The organism is Sphingomonas beigongshangi (assembly GCF_016820445.1).
In the GTDB taxonomy this organism is placed as follows: Bacteria; Pseudomonadota; Alphaproteobacteria; order Sphingomonadales; family Sphingomonadaceae; genus Sphingomonas; species Sphingomonas beigongshangi.
Genome location: NZ_JADHDT010000005.1, coordinates 125,684 through 147,083, shown reverse-complemented (window position 1 = coordinate 147,083; position 21,400 = coordinate 125,684). Strand labels below are relative to the sequence as shown.

The window sequence follows — 21,400 nt, the reverse complement described above, 5'->3', positions numbered from 1 at the left end:
TTGGGCAGTGAGGACGCAACGGCGACAGTCCCGCCTTATAGCGCCGCCAGGAAGCGATCGATCCGCGCCATCACCGCCAGCCGGCGCGCGTCCGCCTCGCGCAGCAGCTCGTGCCCCTGCCCGGCATAGACCGCCACCTCCGCGCACGGCAGGCGCCGCGCCGTGCGCAGGATCGCGCGCCGGCTGACGATCGGATCGCGCGCCGACACCAGCAGTAGCAGCGGCGTCGCGACCCTTTCCAGCGGCGCGGCGCGCAGGCGCGCCAGCGATTGGCACGCCGCCAGCGTCCAGCCCCAGCTCGGCGCACCGGAGGCGATGGTGGGGTTCGTCGCCTTCCACCAGACCTTGTCCGCCTGCCGGTCCGGACAGGCGGTCATCCGGCCGCGCACATGCCCGGCATCGCCCTTCCACAGGCACCTTTGCCCCTGCCCCGCCGCGACCGCGCCGCGCGCCGCCAGCGCGATCGCGCGCGTGCCGAGCGGACCGGCGCGGATCCCCAGCATCGGGGCCGCCAGCACCGCGGCATCGAGCAGCACGCCCCGTTCGGCCAGCAGCCGCAGCAGCAGGTGCCCGCCCATCGAATGCGCCACCGCGACATGCGGCCCGCCGCCGCGTCGCCAGCCATCGACGAACGCCGCCAGATCCTCCAGCAGCGGCTCGAAGCTGTCGAGGTGGTTGACCAGCGGGTCGGCGAGCAGGCGCCCCGACCCGCCCTGCCCGCGCCAGTCGAATCCCGCGATGCTCCACCCCGCGGCGCGCCAGTGCGCCATCGCCTCCAGATATTTTTCCGCGAAATCGCCGCGTCCGCCCAGGAACAGCAGCCGCCCGCGCGGCGCCTCCGCCGGCCAGTCGAAGGCGCGCAGGGCCCAGCCGTCAGCCGCGATCCACGGCGCGAACGTCATCCCCGCCGGATGGCGCCGCCGATCGATCGCTACAGCCGCGTCAGCGCCCATCGCGCCGCCTCCGCCACCACCGCATCCGGATCGTCCACCAGCGCGGCCAGCGCCGGCCGCAGCGCCGGCGAACCGCTGTTGCCCGCCGCGATCGCCGCGTTGCGCACCATCCGGTTGCGCCCGATCCGCTTGATCGGCGATCCCGCGAACACCTGCCGGAATCCCGCGTCGTCGAGCGCGAGCAAATCGGCCAAATAGGGCACGGTCAGCTCCGCGCGCGGCTGGAACGCCATGTTCGCCGCCGCGCTCGCAGCGAACTTGTTCCACGGGCACACCGCCAGGCAGTCGTCGCAGCCGTAGATGCGGTTGCCGATCGCGGCGCGGAATTCCTCGGGGATCGGCCCGGCATGCTCGATCGTCAGGTACGAGATGCAGCGCCGCGCATCGAGCCGAAACGGCGCCGGAAAGGCGTCCGTCGGGCAGGCTCGCTGGCACGCGTCGCACGAACCGCAGCTCTGCCGCATCGCACCGTCCGGGACGAGCTCGAGCGTCGTGTAGATCGCCCCCAGGAACAGCCAGCTGCCATGCTCGCGGCTGACCAGATTGGTATGCTTCCCCTGCCAGCCCAGTCCCGCCGCCTCCGCCAGCGGCTTTTCCATCACCGGCGCCGTGTCGACGAACACCTTGAGGTCGCATGGCTCCGCGGCGCCGTCTGGCCCGGTGACGGTGGCGCCTTCCTGCGCCAGCCAGCGGCCGAGCGCCTTCAGCGCCTTCTTGACGACGTCGTGGTAATCCTGACCCTGCGCGTAGACGGAGATGCGGCCGACCTCGCCCTCCGCCTCGAGGCGCAGCGGATCGGCGGCGGGGGCATAGCTCATCCCCAGCGAGATGACGCTGCGCACCGCGGGCCACAGCCCCGCCGGTGCCTCGCGATGATGGGCGCGCTCCGCCATCCAGATCATGTCGCCATTCCGCCCCTCGGCCAGCCACTGGCGCAGCCGCTCGGCGGATCGCGGCGCGGCATCGGCGCGCGTGATGCCGCAGGCGACGAACCCCAATTCCGCCGCCTTGGCCTTGATCCGATCTTCCAGCTTGTCCTGCGGCACGCGCGCCCGCTACCACATACCGGCGCCGCGTCGAAGGTGCGATGAATCGGGGGCAGGGTGAACGGCAACGATCTGGCGGTGTCCGCGCAAGGCCTGGTGAAGCGCTACGGCGAGCGGCGCGTCGTCGACGGCGTCGACCTCGCGGTGCCGCGCGGCGCGATCTACGGTGTGCTCGGTCCCAATGGCGCGGGCAAGACGACGACGCTGCGCACGTTGCTCGGCATCATCGAGCCCGACGAGGGGCGCCGCGCCGTCTTCGGCCATGACGCGCCGCGCGACGTCAGCGACCGCATCGGCTATCTGCCCGAGGAACGCGGCCTCTACCCCGCGATGAAGGCGCGCGAGGCGATCGCCTTCATGGGCGCGCTGCGCGGACTCGACTGGAAGACGGGCCGCGCCCGCGCCGAACAGATGATGGAGGCCGCCGGCCTCGGCCACGCCACCGAGCAGAAGATCCGCAAGCTGTCGAAGGGCATGGCCCAGCTCGTGCAATTGCTCGGCAGCGTCGTCCACCGCCCCGACCTGCTGGTGCTCGACGAGCCCTTTTCCGGCCTCGACCCCGTCAACCAGGAAAAGCTCGAGGCGCTGATCCTCGCGGAGCGCGATCGCGGCGCGACCATCCTCTTCTCGACGCATATCATGGCGCATGCCGAGCGGATCTGCGACCGGCTGGCGATCATCGCCGGCGGCCGGCGCCGCTTCGAAGGCACGGTCGACGACGCGCGCGCGACGTTGCCGCAACAGGTGCGCTACACGCCCGCCCACGCCGGCACCGACCTTGCCGCGCTGTTGCCGGCCGGTGCGACGACGGACGGGCGCGCCTGGCGGTTCGAGATGCCCGCGGGCGGCATCGAGCCGCTGCTCGTCACGCTGATCGAACGCGGCCACGGCATCGCCGGCCTGTCGATCGAGCGCCCCGGCCTGCACGACGCCTTCGTCCGCATCGTCGGCGAAAGCGCGGCGGGCGACGTCACCCATGCCGAACCCGCGGGAACCTTCGCATGACCCTTGCCCGCACCCTCCGCCAGGCGCTCACCATCGCGCGCCGCGACTTCACCGCCACGGTCTTCACGCCGATCTTCCTGCTCTTCCTGTTCGCGCCGCTGATCATGGGGTCGTTCGGCGCCATCGGCGGCATGGGCGCGGCCAGCGTCGCCGACGCGCGCGCGGACAAGGCGCGGATCGTCGCGATCGTCCCGCCGCCCGCGATGCGCGCCTTCAAGGAGTCCGATGGGCGGCTGCGCGCGGTCTTCCGCCGCGACGAGGAACAGCCGCCGGCGCTGGTGACCGTCGCGCCCGACGGGCGCGGCCTGGACCAGGCGCGCAGCCTCTTCGCCGCCAAGGATTACGAGGCGAGCGCCGTGCTCGCAGGGCCACTCGACGCGCCGCACGTCCTCTATGGTCCACGCGGCAAGCGCGCCGCCGACTATCTCGGCGTGCTCGCCGGCGACGCACTCGCCGCCGCGAAACTGGGGGGCAGCCTCCCCCGCGTCGCTGTCGTCAAGCTGCCCGTCGCGCGGGCGGGCGGCGGCGCCGGCGCGTCCGGCTATCGCCAGTCCGCCTCGTTCGCCGTCTTCGGCGTCTTCCTGCTCAACCTGTTCCTCGCCAGCCAGGTCGTCGGCACGATGGCGGAGGAACGCAACAACAAGGTGATCGAGGTACTCGCCGCCGCCGTCCCGCTAGAAAGCGTCTTTCTCGGCAAGCTGCTCGGCATGTTTGGCGTTGCCATCCTGTTCGTCGGCTTCTGGGCGACGATCGTCGCCAAGCTTGGCAGCGTCCTGCCGCCGGACGTCGCCGGCGCGCTCGCGCTGCAGACCGCGGTCGGACTGCCGACCTTCGGCCTGTTGTTCTTCACCTATTTCACCATGGCCTATCTGCTGCTCGGCTCCGCCTTCCTCGTCGTCGGCGCCCTTGCCTCGTCCCCGCGCGAGATCCAGATGCTGTCGCTGCCCATCTCCATCGTGCAGATGGCGATGCTCGGCCTCGCGCTGGGGGGCACCGCGCATCCCGAAGGCGCGATGGGCTGGGCGGCACGGCTGTTCCCGCTGTCCTCGCCCTTTGCCATGGCGGGTCGGGCCGCGACGGAGGCCGCGCTCTGGCCGCATGTCGCGGCGATCGCCTGGCAATTGCTCTGGGTCTCGCTGTTCATCACCTTCGGCGCGCGCCTGTTTCGCCGGGGCGTGCTCCAGTCGGGCAGCGCCAAGCCGCGCTGGTTCGGTCGCAAGCCCGCCGCCGAGCCCTTGACGTAACCGGTAACAGGGTATCTCTTGCGTCAAAAGACGCAGGAGAGGACCCATGGCCACCCAGTTGCAGGAGGCCGCGCCCGCGGCCGATCCGCTCGACGTCAGCCGCGCCGCGCTCTATCGCGACGACGCCTGGCACGCGCCATTCCGCCGGTTGCGCGAAACCGCGCCGGTCTATCGCTGCGACAACAGCGATTATGGCTCCTATTGGTCGATCTCCACCTACAAGCCGATCGTCGAGGTCGAGTCGCTGCCCGATCTCTACTCCTCCGAGGCCGGCGGCATCACCATCGCCGACATCCCGCCCGACCAGACCGTGCGCATGCCGATGTTCATCGCGCGCGACCGCCCGGTCCACACCGGCCAGCGCCGCACCGTCGCCCCCGCCTTCACGCCGTCGGAGATGGTGCGCATGTCGGCCGACATCCGCCGCCGCACCGGGGAGGTGCTCGATTCTCTGCCTTGGGGCGAGACGTTCGACTGGGTCGACCATGTCGCGATCGAGCTGACGACGCAGATGCTGGCGATCCTGTTCGACTTCCCCTGGGCGGACCGGCGCAAGCTCACCTTCTGGTCCGACTGGGCGGGCGACATCGAACTCGTCAGGAACGAGGAGACGCGCAAGCAGCGCCTCGCCCATATGTACGAATGCGGCGCCTATTTCACCGGGCTTTGGAACGCCAAGGTCGGCAAGCCGCAGACGCCCGACCTCATCTCGATGATGATCCATTCGGATGCGATGGCGCACATGGACACGCACGAGTTCATCGGCAATCTGATCCTGCTGATCGTCGGCGGCAACGACACGACGCGCAACACCATGTCCGCCGTCGCGCATGGCCTGAGCCTCTATCCCGACGCGCGCGCGATGCTGGAGGGCGACCCGGCGCTCATCCCCAATGCGGTACAGGAACTGATCCGCTGGCAGACCCCGCTCGCGCACATGCGCCGCACCGCGACGCGCGACACCGAGCTGATGGGGCAGAGGATAGCGGCGGGCGACAAGCTCGTCCTCTGGTATCTCTCCGCCAATCGCGACGAGAGCGTGTTCGGCGCGGACGCCGACGCGATCCGCGTCGACCGTCCCAATGCGCGCCGGCATCTCGCCTTCGGCCACGGCATCCACCGCTGCGTCGGCGCGCGCCTCGCCGAGCTGCAGGTCGGCGTGCTGCTGGAGGAAATGGCGAAACGCCGCATGCGCGTCGTCGCCGACGGCGAGCCGGAGCGCGTCGCCGCCTGTTTCGTCCACGGCTATCGCCGCATGCCGGTGCGGCTGGAACGCTATTGAGGGGTTGCTTTTACACGATGTTCGCGTTATGTTCCTTTCGGCTTTGACGCGGCTCTTTCCCATCGTCAGCAATCCCCAAGACCGTAGCGCAGAACGCCCCGCTCTACGGCCCCGTCATTCCCGCGCAGGCGGGAATCCAGAGCCGCAGACGCTCGTGACGAAAAGAAGTGCCGAATTGCTTGTGGTCAAGCATCTGCAAATGCCCAATTCCGCATGGTCGGGATCCAATTCGGGATAACTACCATACATCAAGCGCGATCTTTCCGGCGTCAGCAGCCTTGTCGGTGGTCATCCTCGCGCTGGGTGCACCAGTTCCATCCGTATTGAGGGCACCTCGCCACCTGCCGCGAGGCAAGGTCGCATGACATGCCCGGTTTCCACGAAGCCGAGCTTGCGAAGCACCCGGCCCGAGGGAGGATTGTCCTCGAAGTATCCAGACGTAATGACGGGAAGGCCGAGACGTTCGAAACCGAAGACAACGACGGCCCTTGCGGCTTCGGTCGTAATGCCGCCCCCCCAATGGGCAGGGGAAAGCCAATACCCCAATTCGGCGGCGTCAGTATTCTCTTCCGGCGTCAGGCCGATCGCGCCCAGCAACGTGTCGGATCCGCGCAGCGTGACGGCCCATACCCACTCGGCGGGAACGACATGATCCAGGAAAAAGCGGGCATCGGCCGGACCGTAGGGATGCGGGACACGCGCCAAGCGGCGTGCCACGTCCCAATTTCCGACCACGCCGACAATGGCGTCTACGTCGCAATCGGCCGGACGCCGGAGGGACAGGCGTTCAGTGGCGAGGTCGGGTCGATTGTCCAGCGACAGGTCGGTGTTCATTGCGTCTGGATAAACTGGCATGAGTGGGCACCGCAACAGGCGGCCCGTCCTGCCAAATGGCGATGTTCGCTGTCCCAACAAAAACCGACGCTTCGCGCTGTGCGACACTGCGACTTTCTAAATATTCTGTCGCACACAGGGAATTTGAATAAACCACTTAGATATACCGATTAATACACAATACTTTCCCCGATCACCGTCGCACTGACACCCCAAACACTGCGACTTTCTAACGCCCCAATACCCGCCCCGCCACCGCGTCCAGCCGTGCGGCGAGCGCCGGGTCCCACGCCGCGCGCGCGGTGATGATCGCGCTGTCCAGCACCGTGTCGATCGGCGACGCCGGCCGCTCCGGCGGCAGCGCGCGCAGCAGGCCGAGCACCAGCGCCCGCGCCTTGGCGGCATTGGCGGAAACCTGCGCCAGCACCTGCGCGACATCGACGCCCGCCTCGCCCTCGCGCCAGCTGTCGTAATCGGTGACCATGCCGACGAGCGCATAGGGCAGCTCCGCCTCGCGGGCGAGCTTCGCCTCGGGCATCGCGGTCATGCCGATCACCGCGCAGCCCCATTGCCGGTACAGCCGGCTCTCCGCGCGCGTGGAGAATTGCGGCCCCTCCATCGCCAGATAGCCGCCGCCGCGCGTCACCGCCGCGCCCGCCGCCTCGGCCGCGTCGGCGGCCAGCGCCGACAGCCGCGGGCAGACCGGATCGGCCATGGAGACATGCGCGACGAGCCCGGTGCCGAAGAAGCTCGACGGCCGCCCGCGCGTACGGTCGACGCACTGGTCGACGATCGTGAAACTGCCCGGCGGCCGATCCTCCGCCAGCGACCCGACGGAGGAGATCGCCAGCACGTCGGTGACGCCCAGCCGCTTCAGCGCGTCGATATTGGCGCGTGCGGGGATCGCCTCCGGGCTGATGCGATGCCCCCGGCCGTGCCGCGGCAGGAACGAGACGCGCGCCGCGCCGACGCGGCCGGTGAAGATCGCGTCGGACGGCGTGCCCCAGGGGCTCGCCACCTCCACCCAGTGGCCGTCCTCGATCCCGGCGACGTCGTACAGGCCCGACCCGCCGACGACGCCGATATGCCAGCCGCTCACGCGATCCTCGCCCGCCCGCGCGCGTAGAACAGATAGAGCAGCAGCCCCGCCGCGTTCCAGCCGAGGAAGGCGACCTGCGTCACCGCCTGCAGGCTGGTGAACAGATAGCAGCAGCCCAGGATCGCGACCGGCGCGACGATCCAGGCGAGCGGCGTGCGGAACGGCCGCCGCGCCTGCGGATCACGCCGCCGGAGGACGAGGACACAGGCAGCCACCGCGACGAAGGCGCACAGCGTGCCCGCATTGGCCAGGCTGGCGATGACGTCGAGCGGCGCGAGGCCGGCGACGATCGCGACGAACACCGCGGTCATGGCGGTGATCCGCGCCGGCGTGCCGCGCTTCGACACCTTGGCGAGGCCGCTCGGCAGGAAGCCGTCGCGCGCCATGACGAGGAAGATGCGGCTCTGGCCGTAGAGGAAGGCGAGCAGCACCGTCGGCAGGGCGATGGCGGCGGCGGCGGCGACGATCGTCGCGATCCGCCCCTGCCCGATCTCGCGCAGGATCAGCGCCAGCGGCTCCGGGCTGTCGCTGAACCGCGTGAAGCTGAGCGCGCCGACCGCGGTCGCGGCGACGATCATGTAGATGGCCGTGCACGCCAGCATCGATCCGACGATGCCGATTGCCAGGTCGCGCTCCGGCTTCTTCGTCTCCTCTGCCGCGGTCGATATCGCGTCGAAGCCGTAGAAGGCGAAGAAGATGATCGCCGCGGCGCCCATCACGCCATATTTGACGCCGCCCTCGCCCACCGGCGCGCCATAGCCATAAGGGGCGAAGGGGTGGAGGTTGGCGACGTCGAAATGTGGCAGGGCGACGCCGACGAACAGCGCCAGCGTCACGATCTTGACCAGGACCAGCGCGGTATTGACCCGCGCGCTCTCCCGCGTGCCGAGCATCAGCAGCCCGGCGACGAGGGCGATGATCGCCACCGCCGGCAGGTTGACGATGCCGCCCAGCCCCGGCCCGTTGGCGAGCGCGGCCGGCACGACGATGCCCAGCCCCTTGAGGAAGCCCACCGCATAGCCCGACCAGCCGACCGCCACGGTCGAGACGACGAGCGAATATTCGAGGATCAGGCTCCAGCCGACGACCCAGGCGATCACCTCGCCCAGCACGGCATAGCTGTAGGTATAGGCGGATCCGGATGCCGGGATCATCGTCGCCATCTCGGCATAGCAGAGCGCGGCGCAGGCGCAGATCGCGCCCGCGACGATGAAGGACAGGATCACGGCCGGGCCGGCGCGATCCGCACCGACGCCGATCAGCGTCAGGATGCCGGTGCCGACGATCGCACCCACGCCCAGCGCGACGAGATGGGGCCAGCTGAGCGTGCGGGCGAGCTGCTCGCCCGGCGGGGTCGGCTGGATCGTCTTGCGACGGAACAGACCCCCGCTCACCAGACGTGGACCCGCTTTTCGGGCGCCAGATACAGCGCATCGCCCGGCTTGACGCCAAAGGCGGCATACCAGTCGTCGATGTTGCGCACCGTCTCCGCGCGGAAGCGGCCGGGCGCATGGACGTCGCCCTGCACCTGTGCACGGACCGCCTTGTCGCGCGCCTTCTCCGCCCAGCTCTGCGCGAAGGCGAGGAACAGCCGCTGGTCGCCGGTCAGGCCGTCGATCACCGGTGCCGGCTTGCCGCCCAGCGAGGCGTGATAGGCGTCAAGCGCCGCGGTCAGGCCCGCGACGTCGGCGATATTCTCGCCCAGGGTCTGCTTGCCGTTGACGTGCAGGCCGGGCAGCGGCTCGTATGCGTCATATTGCGCGACCAGCGCCTGGCCCTGTGCCTCGAACCGGGCAAGGTCCTGCGGCGTCCACCAGTTGCGCAGCCGGCCCTCCGCATCGAAGTCCGCGCCGAGATTGTCGAAGCTGTGGCTCACCTCATGGCCGATGATCGCGCCGATCGAGCCGTAATTGGCGGCGGCATCGCGCTTCGGATCGTAGAAGGGCGCCTCGAGGATCGCCGCCGGGAAGTTGAGCGCGTTCTGCAGCGGCAGGTTGAGCGCGTTGACCACCTGCGGCTCGATCCACCATTCGCGCCGGTCGACCGGCCGGCCGATCTTCGCGAGCTGCTGCCGGGTGTGCGCCAGTTCGGCGCGATCGACATTGCCGACCGGATCGTCGGCCCGGATGTCCAGCCCGCTATCGTCCGCCCAGGCGTCGGGATAGCCGATGCCGACGACCATCGTCTCGATCTTGCGCCGCGCCTCCGCCTTGGTCGCGGGCTGCATCCACTGGAGGCCGGCGACGCGGGTATCGAACGCCTTCAGGATATTGCCGACCATCGCCTGGATATCGGCCTTGGAACTGGCCGGGAAATAGCGCTGGGCATAGATGCGCCCGACCGCACCGCCCAGCGCGCCATTGACCGCAGCCAGCGCCCGCTTGTCGCGGGCACGCTGCTCGGGCGTACCGCTCAGCGCCTTGCCGTAAAAGGCAAAGCTCGCCTGATCGAACGCGCGCGGCAGGACGCCGGCGACGCGGTCGATCCGATGGAAACGCAGCCAGTCCTGCCACGCCGCCAGCGGCTCGCTCGCGACCAGCGCGGACAGGCCGGTGATCGCGGTCGGCTGCCAGACGACGAAGTCCTGCTGGCCGCCGAGGTTCGCCGCCTGCCAGAAGCCCGTCCAGTCGATGCCTGGCGCCTTCTTCGCAAAATCGGCCTTCGTCCACGGATTGTCGGCCTTATGCGCATCCTGGCTGGTGACGAGGTCGACATGCGCCCGGGCGATCTTCGTTTCGAGGTCGATCACGCGTCCTGCACGGGCCGCCGGGTCGCTGAAGCCCGCAAGCTGGAACAGAGTCGTCACATAGGTGCGATAGGCGTCGCGCACCTCGCGCATCGCGGGCGTGTCCGACAGATAATAATCGCGGTCGGGCATGCCGAGGCCACCCTGCAGCACGTAGGGCACCGTCTTGCTCGGCGTGTCGAACGCCTGCGTGACGAACAGGCCGAGGATGTTGCCGGTCTGGAAATCCGTCGCGTTGAGCGGATCGATGTCGGCGCGCACGTTGCCACCGAGAAGGCGCGACAATTGCCCCTTGTCGCGCACCGCATCGATCGCCGCGAATGCCGGTTTGAGCGGCGCGATACCCCGCGCCTCGATGCCGGCCTGATCCGTATAGGCCGTGTAGAAGTCCGCGATACGGCGCTGGTCGCTTCCCGCCGGCCCCTTTGCCGCACGGGCGTCGGCGACGATCGCGGCGTTGCGCTGGTCGGCGAGTTCGATGACGCGCAGGAAGACACCGGTGGAGGAACGGTCCGCGGGAATCACGGCCTTGGCGCGCCACCCGCCATTGGCATAAGCATCGAAGTCGTCGCCGGGCTTGACGCTGCGATCGATCGAACCGGTGTCGACACCGGCGGAGCGGTTTTGTGCCAGGGCGGCCGTGCCGGCAAGCAGCCCGACAGTGGCTGCAAGGACGAAGCGCTTCATCGGATCATCATCTCCATAATCATGCGTTGGAGATGCGATAGCCGGGCGGCCGGCCGTCCGCCAGCGGCGGTGTCCTAGCGCAGCCTGACCCACGTCGGCGCGTGATCGCTCGCCTTGTCGCGACCGCGGTAATCCTTGTCGACCCCGGCATCGATCAGCCGGTCGGCTACAGCCGGGCTGAGCAGCAGGTGGTCGATGCGGAACCCCGCATCGCGCTGCCACGCGCCTGCCTGGTAATCCCAAAAGGTCCAGACGCCGCCCTTGGGCTTGCGGCTGCGAAGTGCATCGGTCCAGCCTTGCGCGAGCAGCCGGCGATAGGCCTGCCGGCTTCCTGGCTGCATCAGCGCATCGTCCGCCATTGCGCGGATCGAGAAGGTATCGTCGTCATTGGGAATGACGTTGTAGTCGCCCATCAAGATCGCCGGCACTTCCTCGGCGAGCAGCGCCGCCGCGCGCCCGGCCAACCGGTCCATCCACCGCAGCTTGTAATCGAACTTCGGTCCTGGCTGCGGATTGCCGTTGGGCAAATAGATCGAGGCGACCACAAGATCGCCGACCCTGCATTCGAGATAGCGGCTATGCTCGTCCTCTGGCTCGCCGGCGAGGCCGCGCTGGCGCTCCTCCGGCTGGCTGCCGCGGGCGAGGACCGCGACGCCGTTGAAGCCCTTCTGCCCATGCCAGACCGCGCCATATCCCGCCGCCTCGATCTCCGCGATCGGAAACGTGTCGTCGGTGGTCTTCAACTCCTGGAGGCAGACGACGTCAGGCTGCTGCTCGTCGAGATATTCGATCAGGCGAGGCAGGCGCGCCTTGATGCCGTTGACGTTGTAGGTGACGAGCTTCACGCGTCAGATCGCGAAGCTGGTACCGCAGCCGCAACCGGACGCCGCGTTGGGGTTGGTGACGCGGAATGCCGCGCCGCCGAGGGATTCGACGTAATCGACGGACGCACCACGCACGAGGTCGAGGCTGATGCCGTCGACGACCAGGCGGACGTCGCCGGTGCTCGCAATCGTGTCATCCGCGTCCGGCGCATCGGCAAGACCGAATTTGTACTGGAACCCGGAGCAGCCGCCGCCCTCCACCGACAGGCGCAGGATGGCCGGCTTGCCTTGCCGCGCGGCGATCGCAGCGACGCGGGCGGCAGCGGCGGGGGTAAGGGCAATATCGGCGGGATGCGTGGCCATGACCGTGGAGATAGGAGCACGAGCGCGACGCGGCAACCGGCCTCTGCGCCCCGCGGGTATTCGCGAGACCGACACGCTCGCATGAAAAGTTGGACACGCCGGCGTACGCATCATCGTCGAATCGCGCCGATCAGTCCCGGGACCAGGTTGCACGCGCACGCTCGCGATGCCGCACCACGCCCATGGACAAGGGCGTCGGGATAGCCGGCGCCCTCGATGCCGTCACCGCGCCGGCGACAGCCTCAATCCTGCGCCGCGGGGCCGTCCGTGGAAACCGGGATGACATGGACCGCACGGTCCTGCGACGCCAGCAGATAGTCGGCCGTGGTCAGGAAGGGTATCGGATTGACCGCATGCCCGTCGATACGGACCTCATAGTGGAGGTGCGAACCGGTCGACCGACCGGTCGAACCCATCAGGGCGATCAGCTGACCGCGCGTCACATGCGTGCCGTCGGCAACCAGGATCTTCGACAGATGGCCGTAGCGGGTGGCGATGCCCTTGCCGTGGTTGATCTCCACGAGGTTGCCGTAACCGCCCTGCAGACCCGCATGGTCGACGATTCCGTCTGCGGTTGCGTAGATGGGCGTACCGATCGGACCCGGAATGTCGACGCCCGCATGCATCCGCGCGGTCCCCTGGAACGGGTCGGAACGGATGCCGAAGTTGCTCGTGAACTGGAGGCGCTGGACCGGCTGCACCGAAGGGATGGCGATGCCGCCCTGCGGCGCCGTGTCGAGCTTCTTCCAGCTCTGGAACAGCGTCCGGAATTGCGCATCCGCCTTCAGGTCCGCCTGAGCCTCGGCCACGTCGGCCGCGGCACCGGTCGCGCCGGCAGCGGCAACCGCGGGGGCACCCGCTGCCGCGGTGGTGGTCGCAGCGTCGGCGATCGTCGGCATGGCTGCGACGATGGCGGTGGCGGTAGCGAGGGCGGTGATACGCGTGCCGAAGGAAGCGGCGATACGGACGAAGCTGTTCATCGGACCCCAAGGACAACCGCCGCGTCCGCCCTGACCGGACCCGGCTTCGGTGATCGTCGTGCTACGCAGCCCCCTGCGCTCAGACGGCCGTTACCTGCCCGCATTCGCGCCCGCTCGACAAGCCGCGGGCGGGGCGCGGCGCGGTCAAATGGGGGCGGGCTGCGGCGAAGCGTTATACGATGTCACGTCGCGGCATGGTTCGGACATCAGGCCTGCCGCAAACCCCATGTTCGAATCGGGATGTCCGCTACGGAAAATGTCGGTGCGGACGCACCGAATCGCCGTCTTCCGCCGCATGCCGAAATCATCCACCCGCGCGGCCGCGCGGCAGACAGCCCCTCACATGCGAACCGCTGGCGGTGGATGACGGTGGCGGGCTAAGGGCGTATAGCGACTGGATAACCAATCGGATTTGCTGAAAATGCTCGACACGCCCACCCATGAGACCGCCGCCGCGAGCGCGCAGGTTCCCGTCCTCAGCCTCGCCGATCAGGCGCGTGATCCTGCCGCCTTCGCCGCCGCGTTCGGCGGATCGTTCGAACGGTTCGGTTTCGCGATCGTCGCCGACCATGGCGTGCCGCAGGACCTGATCGACCGCGCATGGTCGGAAACCGAGGCGCTGTTCGCGCTGCCTGAAGAGGAAAAGCGCGGCTATTTCGTCGAAGGGGGTGGCGGCGCGCGTGGCTATACGCCGTTCAAGACCGAGATCGCCAAGGACGCCAAGCACGTCGACCTCAAGGAATTCTGGCACGTCGGGCGCGAGCTGCCGGAGGGGCATCGGTTCGAAGGCCAGATGGCGCGCAACATCTGGCCCGCCCGACCCGAAGGGTTCAAGGACACGTTCGTCGAATTGTTCGCGGCGTTCGACCGCGCCGGCGACCGCCTGCTGTCGGCGATCGCGCTGCACCTCGGCCTCGACGCACACTGGTTCGATCCTGCGGTCAAGGACGGCAATTCGGTGCTGCGCCTGCTCCATTATCCGCCGATTCCGGTGGATGCGGAGGGCGTGCGGGCGGGCGCGCACGAGGACATCAACCTCATCACGCTGCTGCTCGGCGCCGAGGAAGCCGGGCTGGAACTGCTCGACCGCGACTCGGGCGAATGGCTGGCCATCAAGCCGCCCGAAGGCGCGATGGTGGTCAATGTCGGCGACATGCTGCAGCGGCTGACCAACCACGTCATGCCGTCGACGACGCACCGGGTGGTCAATCCTGCCCCCGAGCGTCGAGGCCATTCGCGCTATTCGATGCCGTTCTTCCTGCACCCGGCGCCCGATTTCCTGATCGAGACGCTGCCGCAGACGATCACCGCCGAAAACCCCAATCGCTATCCGACCCCGATCACCGCGCACGATTACCTGCACGAACGCCTGGTCGAGATCGGCCTGATCAAGAAGTGAGCTCCGGACCCGGACGGGCGCGCCTCGCCCGCCCGGGTCCGATCGATCTTTACGCAAGCGGGACGCCCCGCTTCCGGCATGGGATCACCTTATCGGCCGCCCCCGCCAGCGCGGGTGCGGTTCATGCGAACCCGTGCTCTAGGAAACGGGTCGCCATGGCGCAGTGCAGGGCGACGCCCTTCGCCATCATCGCCTCCTCGATCTGCATGCGCGTATTGTGCAGTGGCGGATTGGTGGCGGGATCGCTGCCCTCCGGCGCGAAGCCGACGAAGGCAAAGGCGCCGGGCACCTGTTGCAGGACATAGGAGAAATCCTCCGCGCCCATCATCGGTTGCGGCATCGTCATGAAGCCGCCCGCGGACAGGTCCTGCGCGCAAGCCTCGATCAACGCCGCGCCGCGCGGGTCATTGACGGTGACGGGATAGCCGGGGTCGACCCAGGCCTCCGCGGTCGCGCCGTGCGCCGCGGCGATATGGGTCGCGATCCGCTGCAGCGCGTCGCGCATCGTCGCCCGCGTCGCTTCCGACAGCGTCCGCAGCGTGCCGAGCATCCGCACCTCGCCCGGCACGACATTGTGCGCGCTGCCAGCCTGGATCTTGGTGATGGAAAGGACCGCGGGATCGGTCACGGCGACCTGGCGCGCGATGAACGTCTGGAGCGCGAGCACGATCTCGCACGCGACGGGGATCGGATCGAGGCAGTCGTGCGGCATCGCCGCGTGGCCGCCGCGCCCCGTGACGACGACGTGCACGGTGTCCGCGGACGCCATGATCGGCCCTCCCCGCGTCACCACGAGCCCGGCCGGCGCGTTGGGCGACACATGGAGCGCGAAGGCGGCGTCGGGCGCGGCTTTCGCCAGCAGGCCATCGTCGATCATGAAGCGCGCGCCGTGATGCCCCTCCTCGCCCGGCTGGAACATGAAGACGACGGTGCCGGGCAGCTGGTCGCGGCGCGCGGACAAGGCGCGCGCGGCGCCGACCAGCATCGCCGTATGCGCGTCATGGCCGCAGGCGTGCATCTTGCCTTCGTGGGTGCTGGCAAAGGGAAGACCCGTCTCCTCCGCCATGGGCAGGGCATCCATGTCGCCGCGCAGCATCACGGTACGACCGTTGTCGCCGCGCTGCCCGCGCAGGATCGCGATGAAACCGGTGGTCGACGTGCTGTCGTGGATCTCGAGCGGCAGGCCGGCGAGCGCGGCCTTCGCCTTCTCGGTGGTCAGTGGGCAGTGCAGCCCGACCTCCGGCTCGGCATGGATCGCCCGGCGCAGCGCGACGACGGTGTCGAGCTCGGACTCGCCGGCAGCGGCCCAGTCGACCCGGTCGATGGTGTCGAGGGTCATCGTCTTGGCTCCTGTTGATCGGTTCGCCCGTTTGTGCGCCGATAGCGCGCGGTTGTCACGGCTTTGTCATCGCCCGTGCGTCGCTTGGCGCCGCAAGCACGGGCGCCGTCGCCTCACCGCCGCATCAGATTGCCGAGCACGCTGCGCAGCACCGTGCCGACGAGCCCGCCGCCACTGCTCCGCCCGCGGCCGGTGCCGAACACCTGCTTGCCGATCTCGTTCGCCACCTGCCGCCCGATCGAGCTGGACGCGGCGCGGGTAGCGGACGTCATCGCTTTCGACCAAGGCGAATTGGCGGCCTCCCGCTCGGCCTCGCGCCGCGCCTGCGCTTCCGCCTTTTCCTGCGCCGCGGCGGTGCGCGCCGCCTCCTTCGCGGCCTTCGCCTCTTCCTTGGCCTGCAGCGCGGCGGCCTTCTCGGCATCGTCCTTCGCGCGCGCCTCGGCGGCGGCGGCGGCGGCCTCCTGCGTCTTGGCGGCAAGGATCTCCTCGGCGGACTCGCGGTCCACCACGGTGTCGTACTTCGCGCCGATCGCGTCGGTCTGGATCATCACGCGCCGCTCGTCGGGCGTCACGGGCCCGACACGGCTGGCGGGCGGCGCGATCAGCGTCCGCGTCACCGGCGACGGCGCGCCATCGGGCTGGAGCAGCGAGACGAGCGCCTCGCCGACCTTGAGTTCGGTGATCGCCGTGGCGACGTCGACGCCGGGATTGGCGCGGAACGTCTCCGCCGCGGAGCGGACCGCCGCCTGATCACGCGGCGTGAAGGCGCGCAGCGCATGCTGGACGCGGTTGCCGAGCTGCCCGGCGACCTTGTCGGGAACGTCGATCGGGTTCTGCGTGATGAAATAGATGCCGACGCCCTTCGACCGGATCAGCCGCACGACCTGCTCGATCTTGTCGAGCAGGGCGTCGGGCGCATTGTCGAACAGCAGGTGCGCCTCGTCGAAGAAGAAGACCATCTTCGGCTTGTCCGGATCGCCCACTTCGGGGAGATGCTCGAACAGCTCGCTCATCAGCCACAGCAGGAAGGTGGCGTACAGCTTGGGCGCGGCCATCAGCTTGTCGGCGGCGAGCAGGTTGACGATGCCGCGCCCCTTGTCGTCCGTGGTCAGGAAGTCGTCGAGGTCGAGCGCGGGCTCGCCGAAAAACTTCTCGCCGCCCTGTGTGCGCAGTTGGAGCAGGGCGCGCTGGATCGCACCGATCGACTGCTTGGACACGTTGCCATAGGTCGTCGTCAGTTCGTCCGCCCGCTCCGCGCAATGCACGAGCATCGCCTGCAAATCGTCGAGATCGATGAGCAGCAGGCCCTCGGTATCGGCGACGTGGAAGGCGATGGTCAGCACGCCTTCCTGCACCTCGTTGAGGTCCATCAGCCGGGCGAGGAGCAGCGGCCCCATCTCCGACACGGTGGTGCGGATCGGATGGCCCTGTTCGCCATACAGGTCCCAGAATTGCACCGGTGTGTCGGCATAGGCCCAGCCGGTGTCGCCGATCTCCGCGGCACGCGCGGCAAAGGCGGCATGTGTCTTCGCGGTCGGCGATCCCGCCATCGCTAGGCCCGACAGGTCGCCCTTCACGTCGGCGACGAAGCTGGGGACGCCGACCTTCGAAAAGCCCTCGATGATCCCCTGAAGGGTCACCGTCTTGCCGGTACCGGTGGCACCGGCGATCAGGCCGTGGCGATTGGCGCGCCGGAGATCGAGGCTCTGCGGATCGGCACCGCCCTCGCCCGCGCCGATGAAGATGCCGTCCGCCATGCTGCCGCTCCTGTGACCCGTATCCACGTGATACCCGTCCGCGGGCGCAAAAGAAAAGGGCCGCCGATCCTCCCGGGAGCGGCGACCCTTCGCGTCGGTCGGACAGGTCCGCCGGTTTACTTGCCGATCTTGAGCGTCAGGAACTGCGCTGCGCCGCGGCCGCGCTGCGCGAGGACGAGCACCTGCGTACGGCCGGCCGCCTTGGCCTGCGCGACGAGGCGCGCGACATCGGCAGCGGTACGCACCGGCACGGCGTTGACCGACGAAATGACGTCGCCGCGCCGCAGCTTGCCCGCCGCATCGCTGGAGGCGTCGACGCTGGCGATCACCACGCCCTGCGTCGTCGGATCGACTCCGATCGCGCGAGCGATGCCCGGGGTCAGCGGCTGGACGTTGAGGCCCAGCGGCCCGCCGGCGCCTTGGACGGCGCCGCTGCTGTCATCGTCATCCGACCCATCGCTCTGCGGGTCGTTGGGGCCGAACCCGCCGGTGTCGTCGCCGCCGTTCGCCTGGGCAAGCAGCTGGTCATTGGACGGACGCGTTGCGACCTGAATGTTGACCGAGGCCGGCTGACCACCACGGAGCACATCGAAGCGTGCGGTCGTGCCGGGCTGCAGATTGGAGACGAGATAGGTCAGCGTCTGGTCCGGCGTAACCTGCTGGCCGTTGATGCGGACGACGACGTCACCCGAACGCAAGCCGCCCTTCGCGGCGGGGCCGTTCGGCTCGACACGGGCGATCAGCTCGCCCTGATTCTTCGGGATGCCGAGCGCGGCCGCCTTGTCGTCGTCGACCGCGCCGCCGATCGTCACGCCGATATAGCCGCGCGTGATCTTGCCGCCCTTCATGAAGGTGTCGATGATGGGCCGTGCGATCGAGGCGGGGATGGCAAAGCCGATGCCGATGTTTCCGCCCGACTGGCTGAAGATCTGCGAGTTGATGCCGATCACATTGCCGTTCATGTCGAACATCGGGCCGCCGGAATTGCCCTGGTTGATCGACGCGTCGGTCTGGATGAAGCGGTCGTAGGCACCGCCCTGACCGGTGACGCGGTTGATCGACGAGATGATGCCCGCCGTCACCGTGCCACCCAGGCCGAAAGGCTCGCCGATCGCGAGCACCCAGTCGCCGACGCGCGAGCGGCTGCTGTCGCCCCACTTCACGAAGGGCAGGTCCTTGGCGTCGATCTTGAGCAGCGCCAGGTCCGAATCCTGGTCCTTGCCGATCACGCGCGCGGTATATTCCTGCTTGTTGTTGAGCGTGACCGTGATCGAATTGACCGTCGCGCCCTGCGCGCCCGGCGCGATGACGTGGTTGTTGGTCACGACATAGCCGTCGGGCGAGATCAGAAAGCCGGAGCCGAGCGAGGCGCCCTCGCGCTTCACCGGCGCGCCCTGACCGCCCATGCCGCCGAACAGATCGCCGAAAGGCGTTCCGGCGAACGGATTGGCCTGCTGACGCTGGACGATCGTCTGCTTGGTAGAGATGTTGACCACCGCGGGCTGCAGCTTGGCGACCATGTCGGCAAAGCTCATCGGCGCGCCGGCGCGCGGCGCGCTCGCCTGGATCGCGCCGGGCTCGTTCTGCGCGACCTGCGCGGTGGAGGGCTGGAGGGCCAGGGTGGCGGCCGCGCCGCCGAGGAGGAGTGCACTGGTGATGGCGTAGGCGTTGCGCACTAGACTTGGGTCCTCTTCTGTCATTGGTGCCGCTAAGATCGGTGCCTTAGTGGACCAAATCGGCTGAACGTCGCTTGAATATGAACGCGGCTGAAAGGTGGAAGGCTCCCGCGGGAACGTCGACCTTCCACCGGATCGTCATTTCCCCTTGCCCTCGAACTCGCGAAGATAGCTGTTGTTCGGCGACAGGATGATCGACGTCGACCCTTCCGGCGCCTGTCCGCCCGCTGCCCCGAAGGTCCGGCGATACGACTGCATGGCGCGATAGAAGTCGTAGAAGCCGGCATCCTTGGTGAAGCTTTGCGCATAGATGCGCGCGGCCTGCGCGTCGGCGTCGGCGCGGATGATCTGCGCCTCCTTGTTGCCCTGCGCCCGGATCGTCGTCGCCTGCTGCTCGCGGGCGGTGCGCATGCGGGCCAGGGCGCGATCGAGCGGGCTGCCGTCGGGCAGGTCGGCGTGCTTGATGCGGACGTCGACGATCTGCACGCCATATTGGCTGGCGAGCCGCTGCAGGCGCGCCTGGATATTGTCCATCACCTGGTCGCGTTCGGGCGAAAGCAAGGTCGCGAACGGCTGGTTGCCGAGCTCGTTGCGGATCGAACTGCCGAGCAGCGGACGCAATGCGTCGGTGATCCGCGTTTCGGTCGACGATGTGCTGCCGGTCGCGTTCACCGCCTTCAGCGGATCGACGATGCGGAATCGCGCGAAGGCATCCACCTCCAGCCGCAGCTGGTCAGAGGAGAGCACCTGCTGGTTGTCATAGTCGACGTCGAGGATGCGCTTGTTCAGCCAGACCAGCCGATCGACGAACGGGATGCGCGCGATGAGACCCGCGCCCGTACGGCCGAACACCTCGCCGGATCGCCAGGCGTTGACGGTCCGCACCGGCTGCTCGAAGCGCAGGACGACGACCTGCTGCGTTTCCGGCACGATCGTGACGGTGGCCGCGAGCAGGATCACCGCGACGAGCGCGGCGAGCCCGAGCGTGACGGGATTGCGCCAAAGGCCGCTCACTGGCCGCCTCCCTGCGCCGGGGCGCTGGCTGTCGCTGCGTCACCGGTCTGCGGTTCGGGCAGCTTGCGGCCCGGAGCGATCGGCAGATAGGGGATGACGCCCGGGGTCTCGACGATCGTCTTGTCGGTCTTGGCCAAAACGGCTTCCATCGTTTCGTAGTACATCCGCCGCCGCGTCACGTCGGGCGCAAGGCGGTATTGCTCGTAGACCTTGTCGAACTGCGCCGCCTCGCCTTCGGCCTGGGCGACGATCTGCTTGGCGTAGGACTGCGCCTGGTTCCGGGCCCCCTGCGCGTCCTGCTGCGCGGCGGTGACGTCCTTGAACGCGTCGTTGACGCGTGCCGGGGGATCGGCCTGCTTGATGCCCACACCGGCGACGCGGATGCCCGCGTTATAGTCGTCGAGCACCTTCTGCATGCGCTCCTGCACCTGCGCCTCGATCACGGGGCGGCCCGGCCCGAGCGCCTGGTCGAGCGTCATGTTGGCGACGACTTCGCGCATCGCGCTCTCCGCCGTCGCGCGCACCGTCTCGCGGGGCTTGTCGATCTGGAAGACATAGTCCTCCGGATTGGCGATCGTCCAGCGCACCGAATAGGCGAGGTCGATGATGTTCTGGTCGCCGGTCAGCATCAGGTTCTCGCCACCGCCCTCCGGGAAATCCTCCACCCGGATGTTCTGCACGTCGACCTTGACGACGTTGGAGATGGGCGCCGGCAGCGTCAGCGCGATGCCGGGGCTGAGCGTCTCGACATACCGGCCAAAGCGCGTGACGACGCCGCGCTGCTGCGGCGCGATCGGATGGATCGACGTCCACAAAATCCAGACGAGAAGGATGATGCCCGCGCCGATCAGCCACAGTCCCCGTGCGCTGGTTCCGCCCGGCAGACCGCCGAACCCGCCGCCGCCATTTCCCGACCCGCCGCCGTCGCCGCCACGCGCCTTCTTGAGGAATTCATCGAGCGCGGTCGGGCGCTGATTCGCCCTGCGACCGCCGGGCGGCACCGCCCAGGGGTTGCGCGGACCGTTACCCGAAGGATCATCGCCCTGCCCCCACGGGCTTTTCGGCGGTTCGACGGCCAGAGCGGGAGGAAGGACGGAGGGGCGTGCCCGGCGGCCCGGCAGGATCTTCATGACGCCTTTATAGGAGGGCATG

At 68.8% G+C, this 21,400-nt stretch carries 18 protein-coding genes; 4 read left to right on the top strand and 14 right to left on the bottom strand.

Features of this window, described 5'->3' with window-relative positions; translation table 11 throughout:
- Positions 1-35 precede the first annotated feature (35 nt).
- Positions 36-953, bottom strand: a complete 918-nt coding sequence (locus IQ292_RS10185; RefSeq protein WP_238940984.1) for an alpha/beta hydrolase — start codon at positions 951-953, stop codon at positions 36-38.
- Positions 932-1,999 (bottom strand): tRNA epoxyqueuosine(34) reductase QueG, encoded by a 1,068-nt coding sequence (gene queG / locus IQ292_RS10180; RefSeq protein ID WP_203310207.1) that lies wholly within the window; start codon positions 1,997-1,999, stop codon positions 932-934. The genes IQ292_RS10185 and queG overlap by 22 nt, the downstream gene beginning before the upstream one ends.
- Before the next feature lie 57 nt (positions 2,000-2,056).
- On the opposite strand from queG, the gene IQ292_RS10175 reads away from it, so the two are divergent.
- The 3 genes from IQ292_RS10175 to IQ292_RS10165 are packed head-to-tail and all read left to right on the top strand — an operon-like array spanning position 2,057 to position 5,530.
- The gene (locus IQ292_RS10175; RefSeq protein WP_203310206.1) at positions 2,057-3,004 is read left to right on the top strand and encodes an ATP-binding cassette domain-containing protein; all 948 of its coding nucleotides are present in this window, start codon (positions 2,057-2,059) and stop codon (positions 3,002-3,004) included.
- Positions 3,001-4,248 (top strand): ABC transporter permease, encoded by a 1,248-nt coding sequence (locus IQ292_RS10170; RefSeq protein ID WP_203310205.1) that lies wholly within the window; start codon positions 3,001-3,003, stop codon positions 4,246-4,248. Before IQ292_RS10175 ends, IQ292_RS10170 begins: the two co-directional genes overlap by 4 nt.
- A gap of 46 nt (positions 4,249-4,294) precedes the next feature.
- A complete protein-coding gene (locus tag IQ292_RS10165) occupies positions 4,295-5,530 on the top strand; it encodes a cytochrome P450 (protein ID WP_203310204.1) in 1,236 nt (411 codons plus the stop codon).
- A 288-nt stretch (positions 5,531-5,818) separates the two neighbouring features.
- On the opposite strand, the gene IQ292_RS10160 is transcribed toward IQ292_RS10165, so the two are convergent.
- From IQ292_RS10160 to IQ292_RS10130, 7 genes are all read right to left on the bottom strand, one after another.
- Entirely contained in the window at positions 5,819-6,364 is a 546-nt protein-coding gene (locus IQ292_RS10160; RefSeq protein WP_203310203.1) for a GNAT family N-acetyltransferase, read from the bottom strand.
- 229 nt (positions 6,365-6,593) lie between these two features.
- The gene (mtnP, locus tag IQ292_RS10155; protein ID WP_203310202.1) at positions 6,594-7,463 is read right to left on the bottom strand and encodes an S-methyl-5'-thioadenosine phosphorylase; all 870 of its coding nucleotides are present in this window, start codon (positions 7,461-7,463) and stop codon (positions 6,594-6,596) included.
- Entirely contained in the window at positions 7,460-8,857 is a 1,398-nt protein-coding gene (locus IQ292_RS10150) for an amino acid permease (RefSeq protein ID WP_287979947.1), read from the bottom strand. The genes mtnP and IQ292_RS10150 overlap by 4 nt, the downstream gene beginning before the upstream one ends.
- Positions 8,854-10,896: a M13 family metallopeptidase gene (locus IQ292_RS10145; RefSeq protein WP_203310201.1), complete on the bottom strand. Its 2,043-nt coding sequence runs from the start codon at positions 10,894-10,896 to the stop codon at positions 8,854-8,856. Before IQ292_RS10145 ends, IQ292_RS10150 begins: the two co-directional genes overlap by 4 nt.
- Positions 10,897-10,970: 74 nt before the next feature.
- Positions 10,971-11,741: an exodeoxyribonuclease III gene (gene xth / locus IQ292_RS10140; RefSeq protein WP_203310200.1), complete on the bottom strand. Its 771-nt coding sequence runs from the start codon at positions 11,739-11,741 to the stop codon at positions 10,971-10,973.
- 3 nt (positions 11,742-11,744) lie between these two features.
- Positions 11,745-12,083, bottom strand: a complete 339-nt coding sequence (locus IQ292_RS10135; protein ID WP_203310199.1) for a HesB/IscA family protein — start codon at positions 12,081-12,083, stop codon at positions 11,745-11,747.
- Positions 12,084-12,325: 242 nt separating this feature from the next.
- Positions 12,326-13,063, bottom strand: a complete 738-nt coding sequence (locus IQ292_RS10130) for a M23 family metallopeptidase (RefSeq protein WP_203310198.1) — start codon at positions 13,061-13,063, stop codon at positions 12,326-12,328.
- Positions 13,064-13,484: 421 nt separating this feature from the next.
- Between IQ292_RS10130 and IQ292_RS10125 the strand changes: the two genes are divergently transcribed.
- A complete protein-coding gene (locus tag IQ292_RS10125) occupies positions 13,485-14,462 on the top strand; it encodes an isopenicillin N synthase family dioxygenase (protein WP_203310197.1) in 978 nt (325 codons plus the stop codon).
- 121 nt (positions 14,463-14,583) lie between these two features.
- On the opposite strand, the gene IQ292_RS10120 is transcribed toward IQ292_RS10125, so the two are convergent.
- The 5 genes from IQ292_RS10120 to hflK all read right to left on the bottom strand — a co-directional run bounded on the left by IQ292_RS10120 (position 14,584) and on the right by hflK (position 21,378).
- Entirely contained in the window at positions 14,584-15,801 is a 1,218-nt protein-coding gene (locus IQ292_RS10120; RefSeq protein ID WP_203310196.1) for a M20 metallopeptidase family protein, read from the bottom strand.
- 113 nt (positions 15,802-15,914) lie between these two features.
- On the bottom strand, positions 15,915-17,558 hold the full coding sequence (locus tag IQ292_RS10115) for a helicase HerA-like domain-containing protein (protein WP_203310195.1): 1,644 nt from the start codon (positions 17,556-17,558) through the stop codon (positions 15,915-15,917).
- 116 nt (positions 17,559-17,674) lie between these two features.
- Entirely contained in the window at positions 17,675-19,234 is a 1,560-nt protein-coding gene (locus IQ292_RS10110) for a Do family serine endopeptidase (RefSeq protein WP_203310430.1), read from the bottom strand.
- A 138-nt stretch (positions 19,235-19,372) separates the two neighbouring features.
- Positions 19,373-20,248 carry a protease modulator HflC gene (hflC, locus tag IQ292_RS10105; RefSeq protein ID WP_203310194.1) on the bottom strand — a complete coding sequence of 292 codons (876 nt, stop codon included), beginning with the start codon at positions 20,246-20,248 and terminating at the stop codon, positions 19,373-19,375.
- A complete protein-coding gene (hflK, locus tag IQ292_RS10100) occupies positions 20,245-21,378 on the bottom strand; it encodes an FtsH protease activity modulator HflK (RefSeq protein ID WP_203310193.1) in 1,134 nt (377 codons plus the stop codon). The genes hflC and hflK overlap by 4 nt, the downstream gene beginning before the upstream one ends.
- Positions 21,379-21,400 lie beyond the last annotated feature (22 nt).

Coding starts and splice junctions, on each gene's coding strand:
- IQ292_RS10160 (WP_203310203.1), bottom strand. CDS start 6,364: ATGAACACCGACCTGTCGCTGGACAATCGACCCGACCTCGCCACTGAA.
- IQ292_RS10115 (WP_203310195.1), bottom strand. CDS start 17,558: ATGGCGGACGGCATCTTCATCGGCGCGGGCGAGGGCGGTGCCGATCCG.
- hflK (WP_203310193.1), bottom strand. CDS start 21,378: ATGAAGATCCTGCCGGGCCGCCGGGCACGCCCCTCCGTCCTTCCTCCC.
- IQ292_RS10130 (WP_203310198.1), bottom strand. CDS start 13,063: ATGAACAGCTTCGTCCGTATCGCCGCTTCCTTCGGCACGCGTATCACC.
- IQ292_RS10165 (WP_203310204.1), top strand. CDS start 4,295: ATGGCCACCCAGTTGCAGGAGGCCGCGCCCGCGGCCGATCCGCTCGAC.
- IQ292_RS10120 (WP_203310196.1), bottom strand. CDS start 15,801: ATGACCCTCGACACCATCGACCGGGTCGACTGGGCCGCTGCCGGCGAG.
- IQ292_RS10135 (WP_203310199.1), bottom strand. CDS start 12,083: ATGGCCACGCATCCCGCCGATATTGCCCTTACCCCCGCCGCTGCCGCC.
- IQ292_RS10185 (WP_238940984.1), bottom strand. CDS start 953: ATGGGCGCTGACGCGGCTGTAGCGATCGATCGGCGGCGCCATCCGGCG.
- IQ292_RS10125 (WP_203310197.1), top strand. CDS start 13,485: ATGCTCGACACGCCCACCCATGAGACCGCCGCCGCGAGCGCGCAGGTT.
- IQ292_RS10145 (WP_203310201.1), bottom strand. CDS start 10,896: ATGAAGCGCTTCGTCCTTGCAGCCACTGTCGGGCTGCTTGCCGGCACG.
- IQ292_RS10170 (WP_203310205.1), top strand. CDS start 3,001: ATGACCCTTGCCCGCACCCTCCGCCAGGCGCTCACCATCGCGCGCCGC.